17 protein-coding genes and 1 tRNA gene are annotated in these 20,375 nt (G+C 66.5%); 5 read left to right on the forward strand and 13 right to left on the reverse strand.

Annotated elements, in window-relative coordinates:
• Positions 1–308: 308 nt before the first annotated feature.
• From BMX93_RS11820 to BMX93_RS11835, 4 genes are all read right to left on the reverse strand, one after another.
• The gene (locus BMX93_RS11820; RefSeq protein ID WP_091971330.1) at positions 309–1,142 is read right to left on the reverse strand and encodes an aldo/keto reductase; all 834 of its coding nucleotides are present in this window, start codon (positions 1,140–1,142) and stop codon (positions 309–311) included.
• A gap of 133 nt (positions 1,143–1,275) precedes the next feature.
• A complete protein-coding gene (locus BMX93_RS11825) occupies positions 1,276–1,887 on the reverse strand; it encodes a dihydrofolate reductase family protein (protein WP_091971332.1) in 612 nt (203 codons plus the stop codon).
• A 203-nt stretch (positions 1,888–2,090) separates the two neighbouring features.
• Complete coding sequence (groL, locus tag BMX93_RS11830; protein WP_091971334.1) at positions 2,091–3,713, reverse strand: chaperonin GroEL; 1,623 nt, start codon at positions 3,711–3,713, stop codon at positions 2,091–2,093.
• 270 nt (positions 3,714–3,983) lie between these two features.
• Positions 3,984–4,262: a DUF3263 domain-containing protein gene (locus BMX93_RS11835; protein ID WP_091971336.1), complete on the reverse strand. Its 279-nt coding sequence runs from the start codon at positions 4,260–4,262 to the stop codon at positions 3,984–3,986.
• 251 nt (positions 4,263–4,513) lie between these two features.
• Here BMX93_RS11835 and manA point away from each other — a divergent pair, with 251 nt between their 5' ends.
• The 4 genes from manA to BMX93_RS11855 all read left to right on the forward strand — a co-directional run bounded on the left by manA (position 4,514) and on the right by BMX93_RS11855 (position 9,217).
• A complete protein-coding gene (gene manA / locus BMX93_RS11840) occupies positions 4,514–5,704 on the forward strand; it encodes a mannose-6-phosphate isomerase, class I (protein ID WP_091971338.1) in 1,191 nt (396 codons plus the stop codon).
• A 92-nt stretch (positions 5,705–5,796) separates the two neighbouring features.
• A tRNA-Thr gene (locus BMX93_RS11845) sits at positions 5,797–5,872 on the forward strand.
• Positions 5,873–5,940: 68 nt separating this feature from the next.
• Positions 5,941–8,184: an MMPL family transporter gene (locus BMX93_RS11850; protein ID WP_091971340.1), complete on the forward strand. Its 2,244-nt coding sequence runs from the start codon at positions 5,941–5,943 to the stop codon at positions 8,182–8,184.
• The gene (locus tag BMX93_RS11855) at positions 8,177–9,217 is read left to right on the forward strand and encodes an isoaspartyl peptidase/L-asparaginase family protein (protein WP_091971342.1); all 1,041 of its coding nucleotides are present in this window, start codon (positions 8,177–8,179) and stop codon (positions 9,215–9,217) included. Before BMX93_RS11850 ends, BMX93_RS11855 begins: the two co-directional genes overlap by 8 nt.
• Before the next feature lie 9 nt (positions 9,218–9,226).
• Here the strand turns inward: BMX93_RS11855 and BMX93_RS11860 are convergent, their stop codons facing one another.
• Together BMX93_RS11860 and BMX93_RS11865 are read right to left on the reverse strand one after the other, a co-directional pair.
• Positions 9,227–10,972, reverse strand: coding sequence for a potassium channel family protein (locus tag BMX93_RS11860; protein ID WP_091971344.1), 1,746 nt, complete (start codon positions 10,970–10,972; stop codon positions 9,227–9,229).
• A 6-nt stretch (positions 10,973–10,978) separates the two neighbouring features.
• A complete protein-coding gene (locus tag BMX93_RS11865; RefSeq protein WP_091971346.1) occupies positions 10,979–11,362 on the reverse strand; it encodes a DUF6394 family protein in 384 nt (127 codons plus the stop codon).
• A gap of 91 nt (positions 11,363–11,453) precedes the next feature.
• On the opposite strand from BMX93_RS11865, the gene BMX93_RS11870 reads away from it, so the two are divergent.
• Positions 11,454–11,972 (forward strand): O-acetyl-ADP-ribose deacetylase, encoded by a 519-nt coding sequence (locus BMX93_RS11870; protein WP_091971372.1) that lies wholly within the window; start codon positions 11,454–11,456, stop codon positions 11,970–11,972.
• A gap of 58 nt (positions 11,973–12,030) precedes the next feature.
• Here the strand turns inward: BMX93_RS11870 and BMX93_RS11875 are convergent, their stop codons facing one another.
• The 7 genes from BMX93_RS11875 to BMX93_RS11905 form a co-directional block, all read right to left on the reverse strand.
• Positions 12,031–12,792, reverse strand: a complete 762-nt coding sequence (locus tag BMX93_RS11875; RefSeq protein ID WP_245725849.1) for a DedA family protein — start codon at positions 12,790–12,792, stop codon at positions 12,031–12,033.
• 26 nt (positions 12,793–12,818) lie between these two features.
• Positions 12,819–13,595 (reverse strand): IclR family transcriptional regulator, encoded by a 777-nt coding sequence (locus tag BMX93_RS11880; protein ID WP_177170226.1) that lies wholly within the window; start codon positions 13,593–13,595, stop codon positions 12,819–12,821.
• Positions 13,596–13,824: 229 nt separating this feature from the next.
• Positions 13,825–14,655 carry a 5-dehydro-4-deoxy-D-glucuronate isomerase gene (gene kduI / locus BMX93_RS11885; RefSeq protein WP_091971352.1) on the reverse strand — a complete coding sequence of 277 codons (831 nt, stop codon included), beginning with the start codon at positions 14,653–14,655 and terminating at the stop codon, positions 13,825–13,827.
• Positions 14,656–14,728: 73 nt separating this feature from the next.
• Positions 14,729–15,367, reverse strand: a complete 639-nt coding sequence (locus BMX93_RS11890; RefSeq protein ID WP_091971353.1) for an RpiB/LacA/LacB family sugar-phosphate isomerase — start codon at positions 15,365–15,367, stop codon at positions 14,729–14,731.
• A 78-nt stretch (positions 15,368–15,445) separates the two neighbouring features.
• The gene (locus BMX93_RS11895; RefSeq protein WP_091971366.1) at positions 15,446–17,374 is read right to left on the reverse strand and encodes a DUF2264 domain-containing protein; all 1,929 of its coding nucleotides are present in this window, start codon (positions 17,372–17,374) and stop codon (positions 15,446–15,448) included.
• 6 nt (positions 17,375–17,380) lie between these two features.
• Positions 17,381–18,229, reverse strand: a complete 849-nt coding sequence (locus BMX93_RS11900) for a hypothetical protein (RefSeq protein ID WP_091971368.1) — start codon at positions 18,227–18,229, stop codon at positions 17,381–17,383.
• Positions 18,230–18,233: 4 nt separating this feature from the next.
• Complete coding sequence (locus BMX93_RS11905; protein ID WP_091971370.1) at positions 18,234–20,309, reverse strand: alpha-galactosidase; 2,076 nt, start codon at positions 20,307–20,309, stop codon at positions 18,234–18,236.
• Positions 20,310–20,375 lie beyond the last annotated feature (66 nt).

Here is a 20,375-nt window from a genome sequence, read left to right on the forward strand (position 1 = left end):
ACAACAAGCCCGGAACAACAACCACACACTAACACAAACCAGCAAACCAACCAAACCCAAAAGCCCAGCCAGCCCACCAAAACAACCAACCAAACGATACCAGAAACAACCCCCCACAACAAAACCAGAAGACCATTCCCGATATTCCCTCAAAGCCTCGAAAGATAAACTCCCAAGAGCTTCGAAGGTCCTGTTGAGTTGTCAAGCCACCCTGCGGCAGCTCGGAATACGTTACTCGCCTCACCCGACCATGTCAAGTCCAGCCCTCCACACTCCTGGCGGAGTCCTCGGGCGCCCGTCCGGCTGGCTCAGAGCTCCTCATAGCTCATCGGGTCCTGGCCGTCGAGGCGCCCATCCGCTCGACCCATCGCCGTGATGGCCTCGATCTCCCGCTCGCTCAGCTGGACCTTCACGCTGGACAGGTTCTCCATCTGGCGAGCCGACGAGCTCGCCTTCGGGATCGGGAGGACCTCGCGCGCGTTGTCCCAGGCCAGCACGACCTGGGCCGGGGTTGCGCGGTGGACCGCAGCAATCCTCGTGATGACCGGCTCCTGGAGCAGTGAGCGCCCGCGCCCCAGCGGGCTCCACGCCATCGTGACGATGCCGTGGGCACGGTGGTATTCCACGGCCTCGCTCTGCGGGAAGTAGGGGTGCAACTCGATCTGATTCACGCTGGGCAGCACCCCGGTCTGCCTTTCCAGCCGCTCGAGATGCTCGGGCAGGAAGTTGCACACCCCGATGCTGCGCACCAGACCGCGCTCCCGGGCCTCGATGAGCGCCTGCCAGGCCTCCACATATTTGCCGATCCGTGGATTGGGCCAATGAATGAGGTAGAGGTCAATCTGGTCCAGGCCCATCCGGAACAGGCTCTCCTCGATCGTCTCGATGGCCTTGTCGTGCCAATGCGCGCGCCCGGGCAGTTTGCTCACCACCACCAGTTGCTCACGGCCCACCGAGCTGCGGCGCACCGCCTGCCCCACCATTCCCTCGTTCTGGTAGTTCACGGCCGAATCGATGAGGCGATAGCCGTTCTGGATCGCCCGGGTGAGAGCCTCCCGTCCGCGCACACCGTTGAGCTGATAGGTACCGAACCCCACCGAGGGCAGGATGAGGCCATCGTGGGCGGTGAACTGTGTCGCCATAGCGTTCTCCTCTCATCGCGGGGCGGCAGGCCCCGCTACGATCCTCGCCCCATGGGCAAGCCGGATGGCCGCGGCGTGATACACCGGGCACGGCCCGCCGAGCAATCACCTGGGCAGCCGGCGCATCAGCGCATCACGAGGCCCCTCGTGCCGACGCTCCGCCCTGTCCTGGCGAGGGGACCCAGTAGCGCAGATGGCTGATCGTGCCCCAGTCCTCGCCCACGATCTGGCGCAGGCGGCGGGGTGGGGACGCCGGCAGCACGGGGGTGCCCTCACCCAGCCAGACGGGCACCACGAACAGATCGAGCTCGTCGATCTGGTCGGCCGCGAACAGCGCGGCGGTCAGGCTCAAAGAGCCCCACACGATGAGGTTTGCCGGCTGCTCGCGGCGGAAGGCCTGCAGATGGGCCACCGGATCGGCGACGACCATGGCCGGGCGGTGGCTGCCCCAGCCAGCTTTGCGCAGTGTCCTCGAGGCGACCACCTTGGGGATCTCATTGATCCGGGGGGCGATGGGCTCCGTGGCCCCGGGCCAGTACCCGGCGAACTGCTGATAGGTGCGCCTGCCAAGCATCACGGCGCTCACCCCGGACAGCAAACGGTCGTTGTACTGCTGGCTCCTCATGTCGGCGTCCTCGTCGACCGCCGCCACGATGTCCATCTCGCCGCCGGGGCCGGCGGCGAAGCCGTCGAGCGAGACCCATTGCTGGACAATCACTCGCGCGTAGGGATTCCGCTGCGCCATGACGCTCCGCCCGTCAGTGGTGATGATGTGCCCGAACCTGCACAAGTACTACCCACGACGGGCCATCACTACCCACGAGGGGCCGAGGTACACCACGGACGACTCGGGGGACGGCCCCACGGCCGGCCCCCGAGTCGATTGCACTACCGATCGATTGCACTACCGAGCCGATCGCACGACTGCCGGCGCTCGGCTCAATGCGATCAGTACATTCCGCCCATGTCGTCGCCACCCGCGGCCGGGGCAGCGGGCTTCGGCTCGGGCTTGATGGCGATGACGGCCTCGGTGGTGAGGAAGAGGCCGGCGATGGACGCCGCGTTCTGCAGCGCCGAGCGCGTGACCTTGGCCGGATCGATGATGCCGGACTTGACGAGATCGACGTAATCGCCAGTGGCGGCGTCGAGCCCCTGTCCAGCGGGAAGGTTCTTGACCTTCTCCGCAACGACGCCGCCTTCGAGGCCGGCATTCGTGGCGATCTGCTTCAGGGGGGCCTCGGCCGCCGTGAAGACGATGTCGGCGCCGATCTTCTCGTCGTCGGTCAGCTCACCGAGCTCGGCAGCCTTGGCGGCCTGGATGAGGGCCACGCCACCTCCGGGGAGGATGCCCTCTTCGACGGCAGCCTTGGCATTGCGTACGGCGTCCTCGATGCGGTGCTTGAGCTCGGAGGCCTCGACCTCGGTAGCGGCACCGACCTTGATGACGGCCACACCACCGGCCAGCTTGGCCAGGCGCTCCTGGAGCTTCTCCCGGTCGTAGTCGGAATCGGAGTTCTCGATCTCGGTGCGGATCTGCTTGATCCGGCCCTGGATCTGCTCCTTGTCGCCGGCGCCGTCCACGATCGTGGTGGTGTCCTTGCTCACGGTCACGCTGCGCGCCTTGCCGAGCAGCTCGATCGGCAGGGTCTCGAGCGAGAGGCCGACGGTGTCGGACACGACCTGGCCACCGGTGAGGATGGCGATGTCGCCAAGCATGGCCTTGCGACGATCGCCGAAGGCCGGGGCCTTGACGGCGACACTCTTGAAGGTGCCGCGGATCTTGTTGACGACCAAGCCGGCGAGGGCCTCACCGTCGACGTCCTCGGCAATGACGACGAGCGCCTTGCCGGTCTGCTGGACCTTCTCGAGGATGGGGAGCAGGTCCTTCAGGGAGCTGACCTTGCCGTCGACGATGAGGATGTACGGATCGTCGAGGACGGCCTCCATGCGCTCGGTGTCGGTGACGAAGTAAGGGCTGATGTAGCCCTTGTCGAAGTTCATGCCCTCGGTGAGCTCGAGGTCGAGGCCGAAGGTATTGGAATCCTCGACGGTGATGACGCCCTCTTTGCCGACCTTGTCCATCGCCTCGGCGATCTGATCGCCGACGGTCTCGTCACCAGCGGAGATGGAGGCGGTCTGGGCAATCTGCTCGCGGGTCTCGACATCGATCGCGGCCTTGGACAGCTGGGCGCTGATCGCGGCAGTGGCCTTCTCGATACCGCGCTTGAGCTCGATCGGATTGGCACCGGCCGTGACATTGCGCAGCCCCTCGCGAACCATGGCCTGCGCGATCACGGTAGCGGTCGTCGTGCCGTCGCCGGCGACATCGTCGGTCTTCTTGGCGACCTCCTTGACCAGTTCGGCGCCGATCTTCTCGTAGGGATCCGCCAGCTCGATCTCCTTGGCGATCGACACCCCGTCATTGGTGATGGTGGGGGCGCCCCACGACTTCTCGAGGACGACATTGCGCCCCTTGGGCCCGAGCGTCACCTTCACCGCGTCGGCGAGCGTGTTCATGCCCGCCTCGAGACCACGGCGGGCCTCGCTATCAAACTGAATGAGCTTTGCCATTGTTGGTGGGAATCCTCCCGCTCCGGGTCGCCCCGGCGCTTGGTCTGGACGGGGGCCGAAACCCCCGATGCTTGTCGGGTGGGAACGATGGTGCCCGCGACGGACGACCGGAATCCGGCCTCACCCTCGGCTCCCTCAGTGGCACTCAGCCACACCGAGTGCTAAGTCATTCTTAGCACTCGATACCCGAGAGTGCAAAGAACTTGGGGAAGATTGAGCACACCTCGCTCAATGCTGACGGCCCCTGGTCTGCGCGCCGACGCGCCGTTCTCAGTCGTCGCGCAGCCGTCGCGCGGACCGCGCCTTGTGCCGCTGCTCGCGCAGCCGACGCAGTCTCTTCACCAGGAGCGGATCGTGCCTGAGGGCTGCGGGATCGTCGATGAGCCCGTTGAGGATCTGGTAGTAGCGCGCCGTCGACAGCCCGAACCGTTCCCGGATTTCCTGTTCCTTCGAGGAGCGTGACATCCACCACGACTTCTCGAAGTCGAGAACGGCTGCGTCGCGCTCGGACAGGCGAGCCTCACTGCTGTGGGGGGTGGACTCGGACATGTCTCCATGCTACTGAGCGAGCCACCGCGAACTCGAAGGCTGTGCACAGCCTTCGCCCGCCAGCTGGAGGCGGCGTCCCTCGCCCGGCAGCTGGGCATGGCACACCTCTCCCACCCAGGAGGTGGCGTACGTCTGCCGCCCTATAGTGAGGAACGCGGCGGCGGGTCAACCGCGCAACGACGAAGACCAGCGCCGACAAGCCGCACACACCACCCGAGCCAACGACTTCACGAAGGGATTTGAGGGCTGCGATGCGACCAATGGAGGGCGTTGTCAAGGACTACGCCTGGGGCTCCCCCACGGCGATTCCACAGATCTTGGGCACCGAGGCGACCGGCGCGCCGGTCGCCGAGTACTGGCTGGGGGCCCACCCCAGCGGTCCAGCGCGAATCGACCACGAGACCCTGGACGCGCTGATCGCCGAATCCCCCGAGCTGCTCGGCGAACCCACCCGAGAGCGTTTCGGCGGCAAGTTCCCCTATCTGCTGAAGATCCTCGCAGCCAATGCCCCGCTGAGCCTGCAGGCGCATCCCTCGCCCGAGCAGGCGGCCAAGGGCTTCGCCGATGAGGAGGCGAAGCACATCCCGATCGACGACCCCAGCCGCACCTTCAAGGACACGTGGCCCAAGCCCGAGTTGCTCGCAGCTCTGGGCCCCTTCGAGGCACTCGGTGGTTTCCGCGACCCTCACGAGACCGCGGAGCTGTTCGATGCGCTCGAACCGGCCCAGTCCATCGAGAAGCTTGTCGCGCCACTGCGCCACCGCAGCGCGGAGCTGGCCCTGGCCGAGGTCTTCCTCGACTGCCTGTGCCCCGACGAGAGCCACACCGCCATGCTCGAAGGCGTCCTCGCGGCAGCCGTCAATCACGCGGAGGATCAGGGCGCGCTGGGCGACTTCGCACGGCTGGCCATTCAGCTCGACGAGGCCCGGCCCGGCGATCCGAGCATCCTCGCTGCCCTGCTGCTCAATCACTTCTGGCTCGAGCCCGGGCAGGCGCTGCACATCCCGGCCGGCGTCCTGCACGCCTATGTCAAGGGGACGGGCGTGGAGATCATGGCCAACTCCGACAACGTGGTGCGCGGCGGCCTCACGCCCAAGCACATCGACGTCAAGGTCCTGGTCGACATGTTGAGCTTCACCCCCAGCAAGCCCGACATCCTCGTTGCGGAACCGATCGGCCCGGGGCTGAGCCGCTATCCCAACCAGGACGACCAGTTCTCCCTGTGGCGGATCACTCCGCAGACCGGCGTCGCCGTCGAGCTTCCGGCTCAGGACGCACCCCGGATCCTGCTGGTCATCGAGGGAGGGGCCGAGCTGTCCGATGCCGCCGGGGCGGCCGGCCAACTGCGCAAGGGCCGGGCAGGATTCATCGAGGCCGGTGAGCAGCTGAGCCTGCGCGGAGACTGCCTCGCCTTCCTGGCCGGACCCGGCATTTCCCGCTGACATCACCTCACCGACCACACCCTGCCTGCGGGCCCGGCGGCCGATCCTCTCGGTTTCGCCGACGGGCCCGCGGGCGGCAGAATGGTCCCCGCGCCTCCGTAGCTCAGCGGCCAGAGCATTCGCCTTGTAAGCGAAGGGCCGAGGGTTCGACTCCCTCCGGGGGCTCCACCGGCATGGCGATCGGCTCGCGGTCCTCATCGCAGGTGAGTACTGGATAATCTGGAACGAGGCAGGGCATGTTCTCTAGGATCGGCCGCACCATCGCCCGGCATCCCCTCACCGTCGTCATTGCCTGGGCACTCGCCCTGGGCATCCTGGCCAGCTTCGCCTTGTTCGGCTGGGGGCATGGCGGCCTGTTCGAGCGCCTGACCAGCGCCGATTCCTCGGTCCCCGGCACGCAGTCCCAGCAGGTGATCGATCTCACCACCAGCGACCCGGGCGCGGCCAAGACCGCCACGCTCGTGTTCACCGGCGTCGACGTCGCCGGGCACAGCAAGGAGCTGGCCGGCGTGCTGGCGCAGCACCGGGAGGACCTCAGGGTCGAGCACGTGGCCTCCGAGACGGACGCCTTCAGCGTGCCCGATCCCCGATCCCCGCAGGCCCAGGCGCTGCTCAGCAAGAATGGCGATGGCTTCGTCATGGTGCTGACGCTGGACGAGGGCCTGAGCGCCAAGCAGGTGAGCGCCACCAGCGACGCGATCGACGCAGCGATGCACGGTTTCGTCGACAACCTGCGACAGAGTTTTCCACAGGCCTCGGGCCATCAGGTCTCCACCGACACCATCGGCACCGCGATCAGCAATCTCGTCCGCAACGACCTGGTCCGAGGCGAGAGCGTCGGCCTTCCCGTCGCCCTCCTGCTGCTCGTCATCGTCTTCGGCGGGCTGCTGGCAGCCTGTCTCCCCCTCGTCGGGGCACTCACCGCGATCGGGATCGGGCTCGGGGTGATGTGGGCCGTCACCTTCGCGATGGACATCAACTCGTTCATCATCAATGTCGTCTCGATCATCGGGCTGGCCTTGTCGATCGATTACGGCCTGCTCGTGGTGAGCCGTTACCGCGAGGAGATCGCGGCCGCGCTGCGCGCAGACGGCCGCAGCGGCGAAGGGGACGACCTGCCCGAGCCGGCTCGGATGCGCGAGCTGGTGCGCGAAGCGGTGACACGAACGGTGAGCACCGCCGGGCGTACCGTCTCGTACTCGGCGCTCACCATCGCCTGCGCGCTGGCCGGCCTGTTCGTCATGAGGTCGAGCATCCTCAAAATGATCGCCGCCGGCGGAGTGGCCGTAACCCTGCTCGCTGTCATGACGGCGGTGAGTCTCGTCCCGGCCATGATCACGCTGCTCGGAGCGCACCTCGTGCGGCCGAGCTGGATCACCCGGGTGCCTGGCTTGCGGCGAGCACTGCGGACGGTAGGCGACGCATCGAGCGACCAGGGCGTGTTCAGCAAGCTGGCGCACCGCGTCATCGCCCATCCATGGCTGTTCATCGTGGCCGTGGTCGCCATCATGGGACTGATGGCCTCACCCATCAGCAGCCTCTCGACGAGATCGTCATTCGCCGACTACATCCCCGCCGGCACCTCGGTACGCACCGGGTACGACACGCTGCAGCGCGACTATCCCGCCCTCGCGACTCCTGACATCACCGTCATCGCCGATGCCGTGCCGACGCGGACCGGCGGATTGGTGAACTCGATCAAGGCCATCGACGGAGTCGAGAATGTGCAAGTGCAGCCGCTGCCCCGGCACGACTCGATGACGCAGATCAGCATCGCCATGGACAGCTCCGACCCGGTGGGCCCGAAGGTGATCTCCGCGGTCCACGACGTGCGCGCCCTCAATCCCGGTTTCCAGGTGTGGGTGGGCGGATCGGCGGCAGGCCAGATCGACTTCGACCACTCGCTGGTGCAGGGCGCGCCGGCCGCCATCACCATCGTCGTGCTTGCGGTGTTCATCCTGCTGTTCGCCATGACAGGATCGATCATCGTGCCCCTCAAGGCGCTTGTCATCAACGTCTTCTCGCTGATCGCCTCGCTGGGCACCACCTGGTGGCTCTTCCAGCACGGCCATCTCGGTCTTCCGCAGGTCAACGGGCTCGAGAGTTTCATCGTGGCCTGCATGCTGGCCTTCGGCTTCGGGCTGGCCATGGACTACGAGGTCTTCCTGCTGGCGCGGATCAAGGAGTACTGGGATCTGGGTCACGACAACGATGAGGCAGTGGCCCGGGGGCTCCAGCGCTCGGGACGCATCATCACCTCGGCCGCCGCGATCATCATCGCCGTCTTCCTGGGCTTCGTGTCCGGCCAGATGATGGCGATCAAGCAGATCGGCGTGGCGCTGGCCATCACCGTGGCCACCGACGCCACCCTCGTGCGCATGCTGCTGGTGCCCAGCACGATGACGGTGCTCGGCAAGTGGAACTGGTGGGCGCCTGGGCCGCTGCAGGCGCTCTACAAGAGAATCGGCCTCCATGAGTGAGACCACGCCCCCAGCTGCCGCACGCGGATCAGCGGCCTCGCGGGTGTCGCATCCTCAGGTGCCGGCACGGGTGCTGCAGATCGGGCCTGCGGGCCGTGGCTGGGCGCTGGTCATCCACGCCGGAGCAGGATCGCATCCCAGGGCATTGCAGGAGCAGTTCGCATCCGGTTACCGGAAGGGGCTTCGAGCTGCCTACCTCGCCGGTGAACAGGTGCTGGTGCGCTCGGGCGGCGCTCTGGACGCCGTATGCGAAGCCGTCTGCGCACTCGAGGACGATCCCCTGTTCAATGCGGGCCGCGGGGCGACCCTGGACGCTTCGGGACAGGCCGTGCACGACGCCTCGGTGATGACCGGCGAAGGATCGGCCGGCGCAGTGACAGGGAGCCGAGTCATCCGTCATCCAGTGCTGGCGGCCCGAGCCGTGCTCGAGCGAAGTCCCCACGTGTTCGTCAGCGCACCCGGCGAACAGCTGGCACGTACCTGGGGGCTGTCGGTCATGGACCCGGCGTGGTTCGTCACGGACGAGAGGCTCCAGGGGCTCGCCCAGGCCCAGCAGGCGGGCGTCAGCGGGCCGGCCCACGGCACCGTGGGGGCTGTGGCGCTCGACGTCACCGGGCATCTGGCAGCGGCCACCTCGACCGGGGGCATGACCAACAAGGCCGTTGGGCGGATAGGCGACAGCCCAGTCATCGGAGCTGGGGTCTACGCCCATGGGGGCAGCGTGGCAGTGAGCTGCACAGGCGTGGGCGAAGCCTTCCTGGAGAGCGTGGCAGCGCACGAGGTGCACTCCCGGATGGCCTATCTGCACGAATCCGCCGGCCAGGCCATCGCTCATGTGCTCGACGAGGAGATCGCGCCCCGGCGGGCGGATGGCGGCATGATTGCCGTCGACACGGGCCAAGGCATGGTGGTGGCCCACAACTCGCAGATGATGTTCGCGGCCTGGCGCGGCGAGTCCGGAAGCGTCCAGACACTGCTGGGCGGACTGAGCCAGGCGAGTCCGGGCACGTCAGTATCTGGCCCAAGCACCTGAGGGCTCCGCTCAGGCGCGGCCTGCGGGAGTCCGCTTGGCAGTGAGCCACTGCCAGACCAGACCGCCACTGCTCTCCTGACCGGTCAGCACGTAGTGCAGCGCGTTGGCATTGCCCAGCACGAGGTCGACGTCGCGGCGCCCCCGCGAGGACCCGACGAGGAGCAGCCGATCGTCGGCCATCACGGGCTGCTCGGGATCTGGTCGGTCGATGATGACGGCCCCGCGCCGGATCATGAGCACCGCCGCCTCGGCCCGTCGGCCCCGGTCGACCGGGTCGGTGAGCAGATGGCCCAGCTTCACCTCGCCGCCCCCCGAAATCGCCTGCCACGCCGCCTGTGCGCGTCCCGGCCGGATGGCGACGTCCCACAGCTCGGGGATCCTGCCCCTGCCGTAGCGCGCCAACTGCTCCGAGAGCGTCGCGCACTCGCGCTCGCTGTACTGGTCGATCCGGCGCAGGTACTGCCCCAGCAGTGGCGTCGTGATCCGGGCCAGGAACTCCTGGGCGACGATGTGGCTGGGCACCATGCACAGATCGTCGGTGAACGCCTCGAACAACGGCGTGTTGGCGGACTGGTTCTGCCGGGTGACGATGAAGATGTCCGGATTGAGCTCCCGGGCTGCCACCGCGATCGCGAGATTCTTCGTGTCCGAGGCATTGCCCGCCACGATGCCGTGAGCCTCGCGCACCCCCGCCCTCAGCAGGCTCTCCGAATCGGTACCGGTGCCACGCACGTCCACTCCGCCCTCCTCGAAGTGCAGCTGGTCGACGACGGTGACCTCGATGCCGGTCTCGCGCAGCTCCTCCACGACGGCATGGCCGAAGCGCCCGAAGCCGCACATGATCCAGCGTCCCCCGGGCGGCTGATGGCGCACCGGGGTGGGCTCGCCGGGCAGCCCGGTGAGCGTGGCTCTCAGTCGGTACCGGGCCGGCGCGATGATCGCCGAGGCGAGCTGGCGGGCAAAGCGCTCGAAGGGATTGATCACCAGATCGCCGCCGAATACCCCGACGTGGGTCTCGGTGTCGGCGTCACGGATCCGGGCCAGGACGGGCACTCGCGGTGCCAGCAGCCGGGTGCTCACGGCGATGGCCTGGTTCGTGGCATCGTCCTCGGTGACGGCCACCACGCCATGGCAGTGCGGCGACAGCAGTCCGGCACCCCGCATGACCGCCGGCCTGCTGGCATCGGCCACGATGAGGGGCGGGTCGGTGCGGAACTCCTGCAGTCTCAGGCGGGAGAGCTGGTCCTCGTCGCGCTCCACGACGACGAAACGCAGCCCGAGCCGGTCCAGGCCGTGACAGACCAGGGTGCCCGTCTCCCCCGCCCCCGCCACCAGATAGAAGGGCTCACGCAAACCGTAGATGCGCCGGCTGAACCGCGCCTGGCGCAGGGCGTTCTGGAAGGACCTCTCCTGAAGCAGAGCCAGGATGTTCACGAGCGAGTAGGACCAGCCGGTGACGGTGAGATAGATGGTCATGACCATCCACATGCGCTGCGCGGTGGAATATGCCTGCGGGATCTCGCCCAGGCCGATGGTGGTGCCGGTGAAGCTCACGACATAGAAGGCATTGAATGCCCCCATCGGCGCGCTCGGAGCGCCCGTGGCGTCCACGCCCGGGATCACCGAGAGGCCCAGTGTGCAGAAGACGTAGACCCCGATGAGCAGGATGAGCGGGAAACGCATTCTGCGCAAGATGAGATAGAAGACATCGGTGAGCACCCCCGGATGGCGAGTGCTCGTGCTGGAGGCAGGCATGGTCGATCAGCGCCGCACCTGGACGATCTCGCTGACCATGAGGATGACCGAGACGACATTGGCGAGCAGCGCCCCGCCCGACATCGAGACGATGACGGACATATGGGTCGGTGTCATCTGCAGAGCGGCGATCTGGGTCGCCCACACCCAGATCGTCGCGGCGACAACCAACTGGAGATCGGCGACGAGACTGGTCGCCAGGTGAACCGCACCCAGCTGAGTGCGGTCTCCGAATTTGAGCACGGTGGTGATGAGGCTCACGACGAGCGCCGCGATGAGTTCGTATCCGTTGTGCATGGTCGGATCGTCGAGCGGGCCGTAGAAGAAGCCGAAGTTCAGCGACGCCGCAAGGGTGACGAAGAAGCCGAAGACGACCTTTTCCAGATTCATGCTTCCTCCCGGCGAGCGAACATGGGCACGCAATGACACACCACGCACCCAGCATGCCGGGTCTGGACCGGCGATGCACGAGACTGTGCTCATGAGACTGGACATCATCCGAGCTGACATCACCACGGTGGCAGCCGAGGCGATCGTCAATGCGGCCAATTCTTCGCTCCTGGGCGGAGGTGGTGTCGACGGCGCGATCCACCACGCGGGGGGCCCGAAGATCCTGCAGGCCTGCCGGGAGCTGCGCGCGACTGTTCTCCCGGCGGGACTGCCGGTCGGCCAGGCGGTGGCAACGACGGCCGGGGAGCTGCCGGCCCGCTGGGTGATTCACACCGTCGGCCCGGTCTTCTCGCCGAACCAGGACCGTTCTGAGCTGCTGGCGAGCTGCTACCGGGAGTGCCTTCGAGTGGCCGATGAGCTCGGCGCCGACTCCATCGCCTTCCCTGCCATCTCCACCGGTGTCTACGGCTGGCCGATGGCGCAGGCCGCCACCATCGCCGTGGACACCGTGCGTTCGACGCCGACGAGCGTGGCACAGGCCTGGCTCGTGGCGTTCAACCAGCGTGCCGAGGACAGCTACCGAGCCGCCCTGGGCCGAGGACAGGCCTGAGCCGTTCGCACCCGGCCCGGCGCAGACGCGTGCGGCTTCAGCGCAGGAGGTTCCGGCTTCAGTTCTTGGCGGGCGTCCGGGTCTTCTTCGAGGAGCGCACAAAGGTCCATGCGACGATGGCGACGATCAAGGCAATAGTGACAAAGTTGGCCACCTTGGCGTAGATGCCCAGCGCCGTTTCCACCGGAGCTCCGCCCGCCGCGCCGAGCGCCACAAAACCCAGCAGCCACGCGAGACAGACCGTCAGATCCAGGGCCATGAATCGCTTCACGCTCATTCCGCTGGCCCCTGCCAGCACGAAGACCACCGGCATGAGCGGAAGCGGAATCGGCAGATAGGCAATGACGATGCCCAGCCAGCCCATCTTCGCTGCCCAGCGCTCCATCCGCTCGTAGCGGTGCCTGGCCCGCGGGGACTTGCCGGCCCACACCTCGATCATTCCGCGGCCCCACAGCTTCCCGGCCCACCAGTAGACCCAGTCGAATTTGCAGCTCATGATGGTGCCCGCGATGACCGGAACAATCCACGGCAGGTGGACGATCAGCTGGCCGACGCCCCAGACGACCGAGTACTGCCCGGTGTGCACGAGCGCGCCGAGCGAGACCGTTCCTGAGCGGCTACCGGTGAGTGCCACGAGCAGAGGAATCCGGTCGGGCGAACCGAGCAGCCAGGCACGCACGGGCAGCATGGCCATGCTCACGACGCCGAGGACGCCCATCCACGCCAGGCACGCGAAGTCCGCGCGCCCCGGCTTCTGCCGCCAGGGCATCGCGGGGTCGTCCCACCACTCCGGCGGCTCGCTGCCTGGCAGTTCACTCACCCCTGAAGGTTACCCGGCAGATCTGGCTACAGCTCGGCCTCGATGCGGGCCTTCGCGACGAACAACTCCCGAAGGATCTTCTCCTGGTACTCCTCGGTGAGCCGGTACTTCGGGAAGCTCGCGCTGATCGCTCCGTAGAGACGCCCGTCGCGCATGAGGGCGGTCCCGACGCAGTAGCCCTCGGATTCTTGTTCTTCGTCGTCGACCCCGTAGCCATTGATCCGCGCCTGCTCCACAGCCCGCCGCAGCTCGTCGGGGTCGGTGATCGTGTTCGCCGTGAAGCGCCGCAATTCGGTCCTGGCGATGTACCTGTCGAGATCCTGTGGGGAGTAGGTGGCCAGCACCGCCTTGCCCATGGCTGTGCAGTAGAGCGCCCGCTCGGCCCCGATCTGCGAGGTCATGTAGATGTACTTGTGCTGCGGATCGATCTTGTCGGCATAGACGATCTTGTCGCCGGCGACCACGCCGAGGTGGATGGTTTCGTCGATGGCGCGATTGAGCATCACCAGGTGGGGCTCGGCGATCAGCACAAGCCGCCGCGTCCCGGTCGCTGCCCTGGCGTAGCGCAGGAAGCCGGTGCCGAGAGTGATGGTCTTCTTCTCCTCGTCGCGCTGGACGAAGCCGATCGACTCGAGGGTCGCGGTGATCTTCGACACCGTCGACTGCGAGATACCCGTCGTCCGCGAGATCTCGGTGATGGTGGCAACGTCGTCGTCCGCGAGCACATCGAGGATGCTCGCCGCCTTGACGAGAACGCCGCCGTAGAGCTTGTCCGGCACGCAGTACTCCTGACTTCGGGGCATTGCGCCCACCATTGAACGAACAATCATATTCCCGTGACGCTGTGTGCGGACTATCGGGATGACACTCTCGGCGGTCATTGCACGAGGCGGTCATCGGGGCGCACCGGGATGCGGCCTGGGCCATGAGCCCGTCGCTGAGCTGCGCCGGGATGGCCGCGAGGCCTGGGCCAGCGGACGGGTCACCGTCCTTCGGTGAGTGTCCCTCCCACTGGCCGTGGGATAGGCAGCGTCAGCGGATGCTCTCCACAGGCACCGCGTCCATGTCGTCGTAGGACTGGTTCTCCCCCGCCATCGCCCACACGAACGAGTAGGCCGAGGTGCCGACGCCGGCGTGGATCGACCACGACGGCGAGATGACTGCCTGGCGGTCGGCCACGACGAGATGGCGCGACTCCTGCGGCTCGCCGCACAGGTGGATCACCCGGGCGTCCTGCGGCACATCGAAGTAGAGATAGCACTCGGTGCGCCTGTCGTGGGTGTGGGCCGGCATGGTGTTCCACATCGAGCCGGGATGCAGCGTGGTCACGCCCATCACCACCTGGCAGGACTTGATGCCGCCCTGGTGGATGAACTGCTCGATGGAGCGCTCGTTGCTGGTCACCTGGGCACCGAGCTCCCGAACCGTACCCTGTCCGGGCAGCGCCAGCTGCGAGGGATAGGAGGTATGGGCCGGAGCACTGAACAGATAGAACTGGGCATCGGAGCCGGGCTCGGCATCGCTGAACACGACATCGCGCGTGCCCCGCCCCAGGTACAGGCAGGCTCCCTTGGGGAGCTCGAAGCGCTCGTCGTCGGCATTCACCACCCCGGCGCCACCGACATTGACGATGCCGAGCTCCCGATTCTCCAGGAGATATTCGGCGTGGATCTGCTCCGCTCCGGTCAGGGCGATCGGCTTCCCGGCCGGTTGGGCCCCACCGAGGATGATCCGGTCGTGGTGGGTGTAGACGAGCCGAAGCTCGCCGGGGACGAAAACCTCCTCGACGAGCCAGCGGGCACGCAGCTCCTCGGTGCTGGCGGCGCCGACCTCGGCCGGACTCGTTGCGTAACGCTGTTCCATGTCACAACTCCTTGTCATCGTCGATTCCACCAGGCCCGTGCGGGCCAGGTGCGGGCACTCGACAGGCCCATCGTCAGCCGATCAAGGCGCTGACCTGGTCCTTCAGCTCGCCGTCCTCGGCGTACTGGAGGAAGTACTCCTTGAAGTGCTCCCCGGCCACCGTCTCCTTGACGAAGTCCTGGTCAAGTTCGTGCAGCACCTCGGTGAGGGGACGCTGGACCGTGGCGCGCACATCGCTGAGGATGCGGGCATTGCGCTGCTCGGGAACAGCCCGCTCCTTGGGGTAGCCGCCCCCGATGGGCTCGGCGAACAGCCGCTCGAAGATGAGCTGCAGGTTGAGCTCGGCACCCCAGCCGAAGCCCTTGGCGAACGGGATGGACAGTGCATTGCCGCCGTTGATCTGGGAGAAGAGGAAGGCATCGGTGGGCTCGATCGCAAGGCCGCAGACCACGCCGGGGAAGCTGTTGGCGCCGAGCATGGCCCCAACACCGGTGCCGCATCCGGTGACGACGAAGTCGACAGTCTTGGTGTTGAGCAGAATGGATGCGAGCAGCCCATTCTGCACATAGGTCAGCTGGCTTTCGCCCTGCGTGCCATACATGCCAAAGTTCAGGGCCTCGTAGCCCTTCTCATCGGTGACGGACTTCAAGGCGCCGAAGATGAGCTCATTCTTGGCCGCCTGGGAGTTCTCGTTGATTAGACCGATTCTCATGGATTGTTTCCTTGTCATCTCGTTGTTCCCCGTGCGCATCACGCCGATGCGCACCACGGGCGTGCCAGCGGGCTCCCCTCAGGTCGTGCCCGCCACACCCTCAACCGTCATGTCGACGGTTTCGTTACCCCAGCTCACCCGCACTCGCCCGGCTTCGACACCTACGGTGACCTGAGGACGATTTTCGTTCGGCCCAGGGGCAGGGCAGTCCGCTGCCAGCCCGTCGGGCAGCACCTGAGCAGGCTCGCCTCCCACAACACAGGCGAGCACATGGTGCCCGGGGTCAAGCCGGCCGGCGAGGGCCGGGATGGCGTTCTTCTCGGGCGAGTACAGATTCGTGTTCGGGCCTTGGCTGACCACCCGGGCGTCCCGCCCGCCGAGTGCATCCTCGATCCACGAGCATCCGAACGCATTCGTGACGCTGACGCGCCGGGGCCCGAGGCGCATCTGGTCATACTTGCGGTTCCAGCCGTGCAGCGGGAAACCGCCTTCGGCGACGTCAACGGCCAGTGTCGTCTCGACCAGATGCACCCGTGCGTGGCACTCGGCGCTGAGGGGGACGAGGAAGCTGGTCACCGCGATCTGCGAGCCCCACAGTCGCCACCTGCTCAGGGCGTAGCGCTCAGCGACGTGCCCCCCGTCGCTGATCAGCCGGCTCGCATACTGGTCATGGCCGGCCACCGAGAATGCCAGCGTCGAGTCAAGGGCGAATTGTTCCAGGCCCTGTGGCCCGCGTCCCACATTGAAGCCGAAGAACGTCGAGTAGGCGAACTTGCCGTATTTCTCCGCGGCCCGGTAGAGCTGGGGGTTGCGCGGGCACTGACGCACCGACAGAGCGGTGGTCTGGCGCGCCGAACTCGCGAGGAGGAAGCCGGGTTCGGGCTGGGCGCGCAGCGCGGCCTTGTCGAGAGTCTCCTCCTCGGTGTGCCAGAAGGCGTGGTCGGCGGGCAGATCGAGCAGCAGGAAGGCCTTGAATGCCCACATCGGGGAACCCGGCGCGTTGTAGTCCTCGGCCATGAGCGGCTGGCCGTATCCATAGCCGATGAGCAGATTGTTCTCGCGTGGCGCGGTGATGGGCCGTTGCTGCCAGAAGCGCAGGTTGCGCAGGATGATGCCCTTGATCTGGCCGAGGGACAGGGCGGCGTCGCGGTAGGACCCGGTGACCACCAGGGCGCTCCAGAAGCTGACATGGGCGAAGCGGTAGGTGAGGCTACGGCCAAACGGCAGGGAACGGCCCTGCGCATCGAACCAGTAGCTGAAGTCCTCCGCGAAGGCAACCGCGCGATGCCGGAACTTCTGGGCGTACCGGTCGTCCTGCGGGGCGAAATACCGGGCATAGAGCAGGCCGTAGAAGTGGAAGGCGAAGGCCACGTAGTAGTCGCGCTGCTCGCCGGGGCCATCGGTGTACCAGTGGTCGCCTTCGGCGAACGAGTCGATGCCCGCCAGCGCGAAATCGAGGCGTTCGGGCGAGTAGCGCAGTCCATTGCAGCGCAGTGCCGCATTGGCGAAGGCCAGGAAGAAGTACCAATTGCCTGCCGGGAATTCGATGTCATTGAGCCGGCCGAGCCAGTCCACAAGTCTGCGGCGGCCGGTTTCGGAAAACAGCTCGAGGAATCGCGCCCGGTACTTGGCCAGCGCAAAGCTCAGCACCGCTGTTTCCACCGCGATCTGGCGGTTGGCGGTGGTGATCTCGGGCAGTTCGTCATGCTCCACGCGACGGCGCAGCTCACGCAGGTACAGCTCCGTCGAGGTGCCCAGCCTCGCCAGCGCGATGCCCTGCTCGCTGCACGAGGCGCCCCTCGTGTGCGGCTTGTCGTCGCTGGGCCCGAAATGCACCGGCCACAGTCCCCACAACGGCCTCAGCAACGCTTCGAGCCGGCGGATGGGGTCGGGATAGGACGCGCCGGCGCGCGTGCAGTAATCGAAATCGCTCGGCAGCATCTGCTCCATCCACGCGAGCAGGTCGTCCCTGGAGTCCAGCTTCCCGATCCGTGCCGAAGACATCATGGGCTCCTATCGGGCCAGCCGGTGCAGGTCCAGATGACGCACCGGCGCATCGGGGCGGGCCGCGGGCTGCGCCACGTCATGCCCATAGGCCTCGATCTGTGTCAGGGCCGGGAACGGTGAGTCGTCGTCGTTCTTGACCAGACCGCTCAGCGTGAGCGAGGTGGTCGTGATCTCGTTGATCGTGAACCGCTGGCGGCCGAGCTCGGCGGTGAGGGGTACATCCAGTGAGCAGTCGTCGAAGTCCACGGTGAGAGCCGTCCAGTGACTGTCGTGCGGGTAATCGCCCCGTAGCACGAATGCCAGCTCGTCGATGAGCACCGGACGCCCGAAATCGAGGGTGAATCGTGCATCCTCGCGCCGGTCGGTTCCCCAGGATTGGAAGGGGAAACTGCCGTGGTTGTCGTTCGCGATGATCCCGTCGATGGCATTGCGCTCGCGAAATGCCGTGTCCTGTGCGGGCCCGAGGTTCGAGGAGGCGTGCGGATAGATCGTGACCTCCCCGCGCCGGTCGTAGGGATTGAGCGCGAGGTTGCGGCGGGTCAGCGCGTCCGCCCGGCTGGCTCGCCGGGCGGACAGATAGTGCCTGACCCCGCTGAAGATCTTGGGGGAATAGGGCCGCCGCTCGGTGGCATCGAGAATGACCTCATAGCGCACGATCGGCTCGCTCAGATAGACCAGCCGTTCGCCGAGTGCCTCGTCGAACTGGATCCAGTACAGGCCCGGGGCTTCATCGACCTCGAGCTCGATCACATCGCCCGTCACGTACTCGTAGCTCTTCAGGGCCAAGAAGGTGTCCTGGGCACTGTGGCGTGCCACCAGCTCGCCATCGTCATGGCGCAGCGTCAATGTGAGCATTCGATTACTCCTTCGTCAGTTCCCAGACGATCGACGCGAAATCCCCGGACAGGGAGCACAGGGGAAGGCCGATGTTCATGAGCTCACTCCCGGTGTGCACCTGACCGTGCTCGTCGCGATAGTTCCCCGTTGGGTCGAGGTCGACGAGCAGAAGCCGCTTCGGCACGGTGTTGGGTCGCGCCAGTACCCGCACGAAGGTGACGATCACCCGGTCGTCGAGAGTCTTCTGCCAGGCGAACTCGTTGCCCGGCTCGGTCGTGGTCAGCCGGGAATGCACGCCGAACTGGAGAACCGCACGCCTGGCCTTGTAACTGGCGATGTCGTCCTTCACCTGTGCCAATGCGGCGTCGTCCAGCTCGGTGAGATTCAGCTCGTATCCGAGGACCCCTTGCTGGGCCACGGCGAGCCGGGTGGACATCGGCGTGGTCCGTCCGAGCTGGTGATTCGGGGCGGCCGAGACGTGGCAGCTCATGCTCGAGGGCGGAAAGACGTAGGAAAAGCCCTCCTGGGTGCGCAGCCGGGCGATCGCGTCGGTGTCATCGCTGGCCCAGGTCTGGTTCGTGTAGGCGAGCATGCCTGCGTCGAAGCGGCCACCACCACCCGCGCAGCTCTCGAACAGGACGTCGGGGTGACGGCGCGTCAGGGCCTCGAGCACCCGGTAGACCCCCAGGATGTAGCGATGCGCCACCTCGTCCTGGCGATCCGGCGGCAACGAGCTCGAATACAGATCGGTGAGATTACGGTTCATGTCCCACTTCACGTAACTGATCTCGTACCTGTCGAGCAGCCCGCCCAGGGTTGCGATGAGGTGGTCCTGGACCTCGCGACGCGTGAGGTCGAGCGCGTACTCGCTGCGGATCCGCTGAGGTTCGTGGCCCGGCACCTCCATCCGCCAGTCGGGATGGGTCCGGAACAGCTCGCTGTCCTCGGCCACCATCTCCGGCTCGAACCACAGGCCGAAGTCCAGACCCAAGTCCCTGATCTTGCCGATCAACTCATCGAGGGAGCCCCCGAGCTTGGGCTCATTGGGGAACCAGTCCCCCATCGCCGTGCTCACGTCATCGCGGCGCGCGCCGAACCATCCGTCGTCGAGAACGAACAACTCGACACCGACGCGGGCGGCCCGCTGGGCAAGGGCGAGCAGGCTGCGCCCATCGAAGGCGAAGTAGGCCGATTCCCAGGAGTTGATGACGACCGGACGTTCGGCACGGGCAAACCGGGCGGGCACCAGGCAGTCGGTCATGAAGGCGTGCAAGCGCTGGCTGAGCTCGTTGAAGCCCCGCTGCGAGACAGAGCAGATCGCTTCGGGGGCGTCGAACTGCTCCCCCGGGCCGAGTTGCCAGCTGAAGTCGAAGGGGTTGATTCCCACATCGACCCGGGTGTTGTCGTGCATGTCCACCTCGCATGTCGCAGCGAAGTTGCCGCTGTAGACGAGGGTGAAGCCGTATGCCCGCCCCGAGTCCTGGGTGGTTTCGCGATCGGCGAGAGCCAGGAACGGAACCTGACCGTGGCCGCTGGCCCCCCGTGCGCTTCGGATACCCTGCAGTCCCTGGCGCAGCGGCTCACGGGAGGAGTAGGCCTCGCGTCCCCAGGCGCCGGTGAGCGTCACGAGATCGAGATCGGCCCGCCCGATGGGTAGGTGGGCACTCATCACCCGATCGATCACCACCGGTTCGGCACCGTGGTTTTCGATCCGCACATGCTGGGTGAACACGTCGTGGTAGGGGAAGGCCGTGATCGACAGCACGCAGTCGATCTCGTGCACCGCGTCATGGAGCACGATGTCGAGCGTCGTGGCGGAGCCGTCGTCGTCGCGGCTGCTCGGCAGCCCGGGGATTGCCGACTTCCCCTCGGTGAAGCGATGCGAGCGGTACCGCAGGTCGGTGAGACGGCTGCCATCGGCGTAGCGCACGTGCAGAGCGGGAGCGTTGAGATCGGTGTTGCCGAAGGTGGGATAACTCGCCGGCAACTGCTCCACCTTGTAGTTGCGCACACCGTCGGCATCGGCCATATAGCTGGCCCGGTTGATCTCGCGCACGACATAGGAAAGAGGCTCTTCATAGATGAGGGTGTAGGGCATGTCGCGCGGTCGGGTGGCGCGTCGGTGTGGGGGGAGGGGTCGAGGTCTTCCGAGGATGGAGGTTCC

This window comes from Propionibacterium cyclohexanicum (assembly GCF_900111365.1).
GTDB classification, from domain to species: Bacteria; Actinomycetota; Actinomycetes; order Propionibacteriales; family Propionibacteriaceae; genus Propionibacterium; species Propionibacterium cyclohexanicum.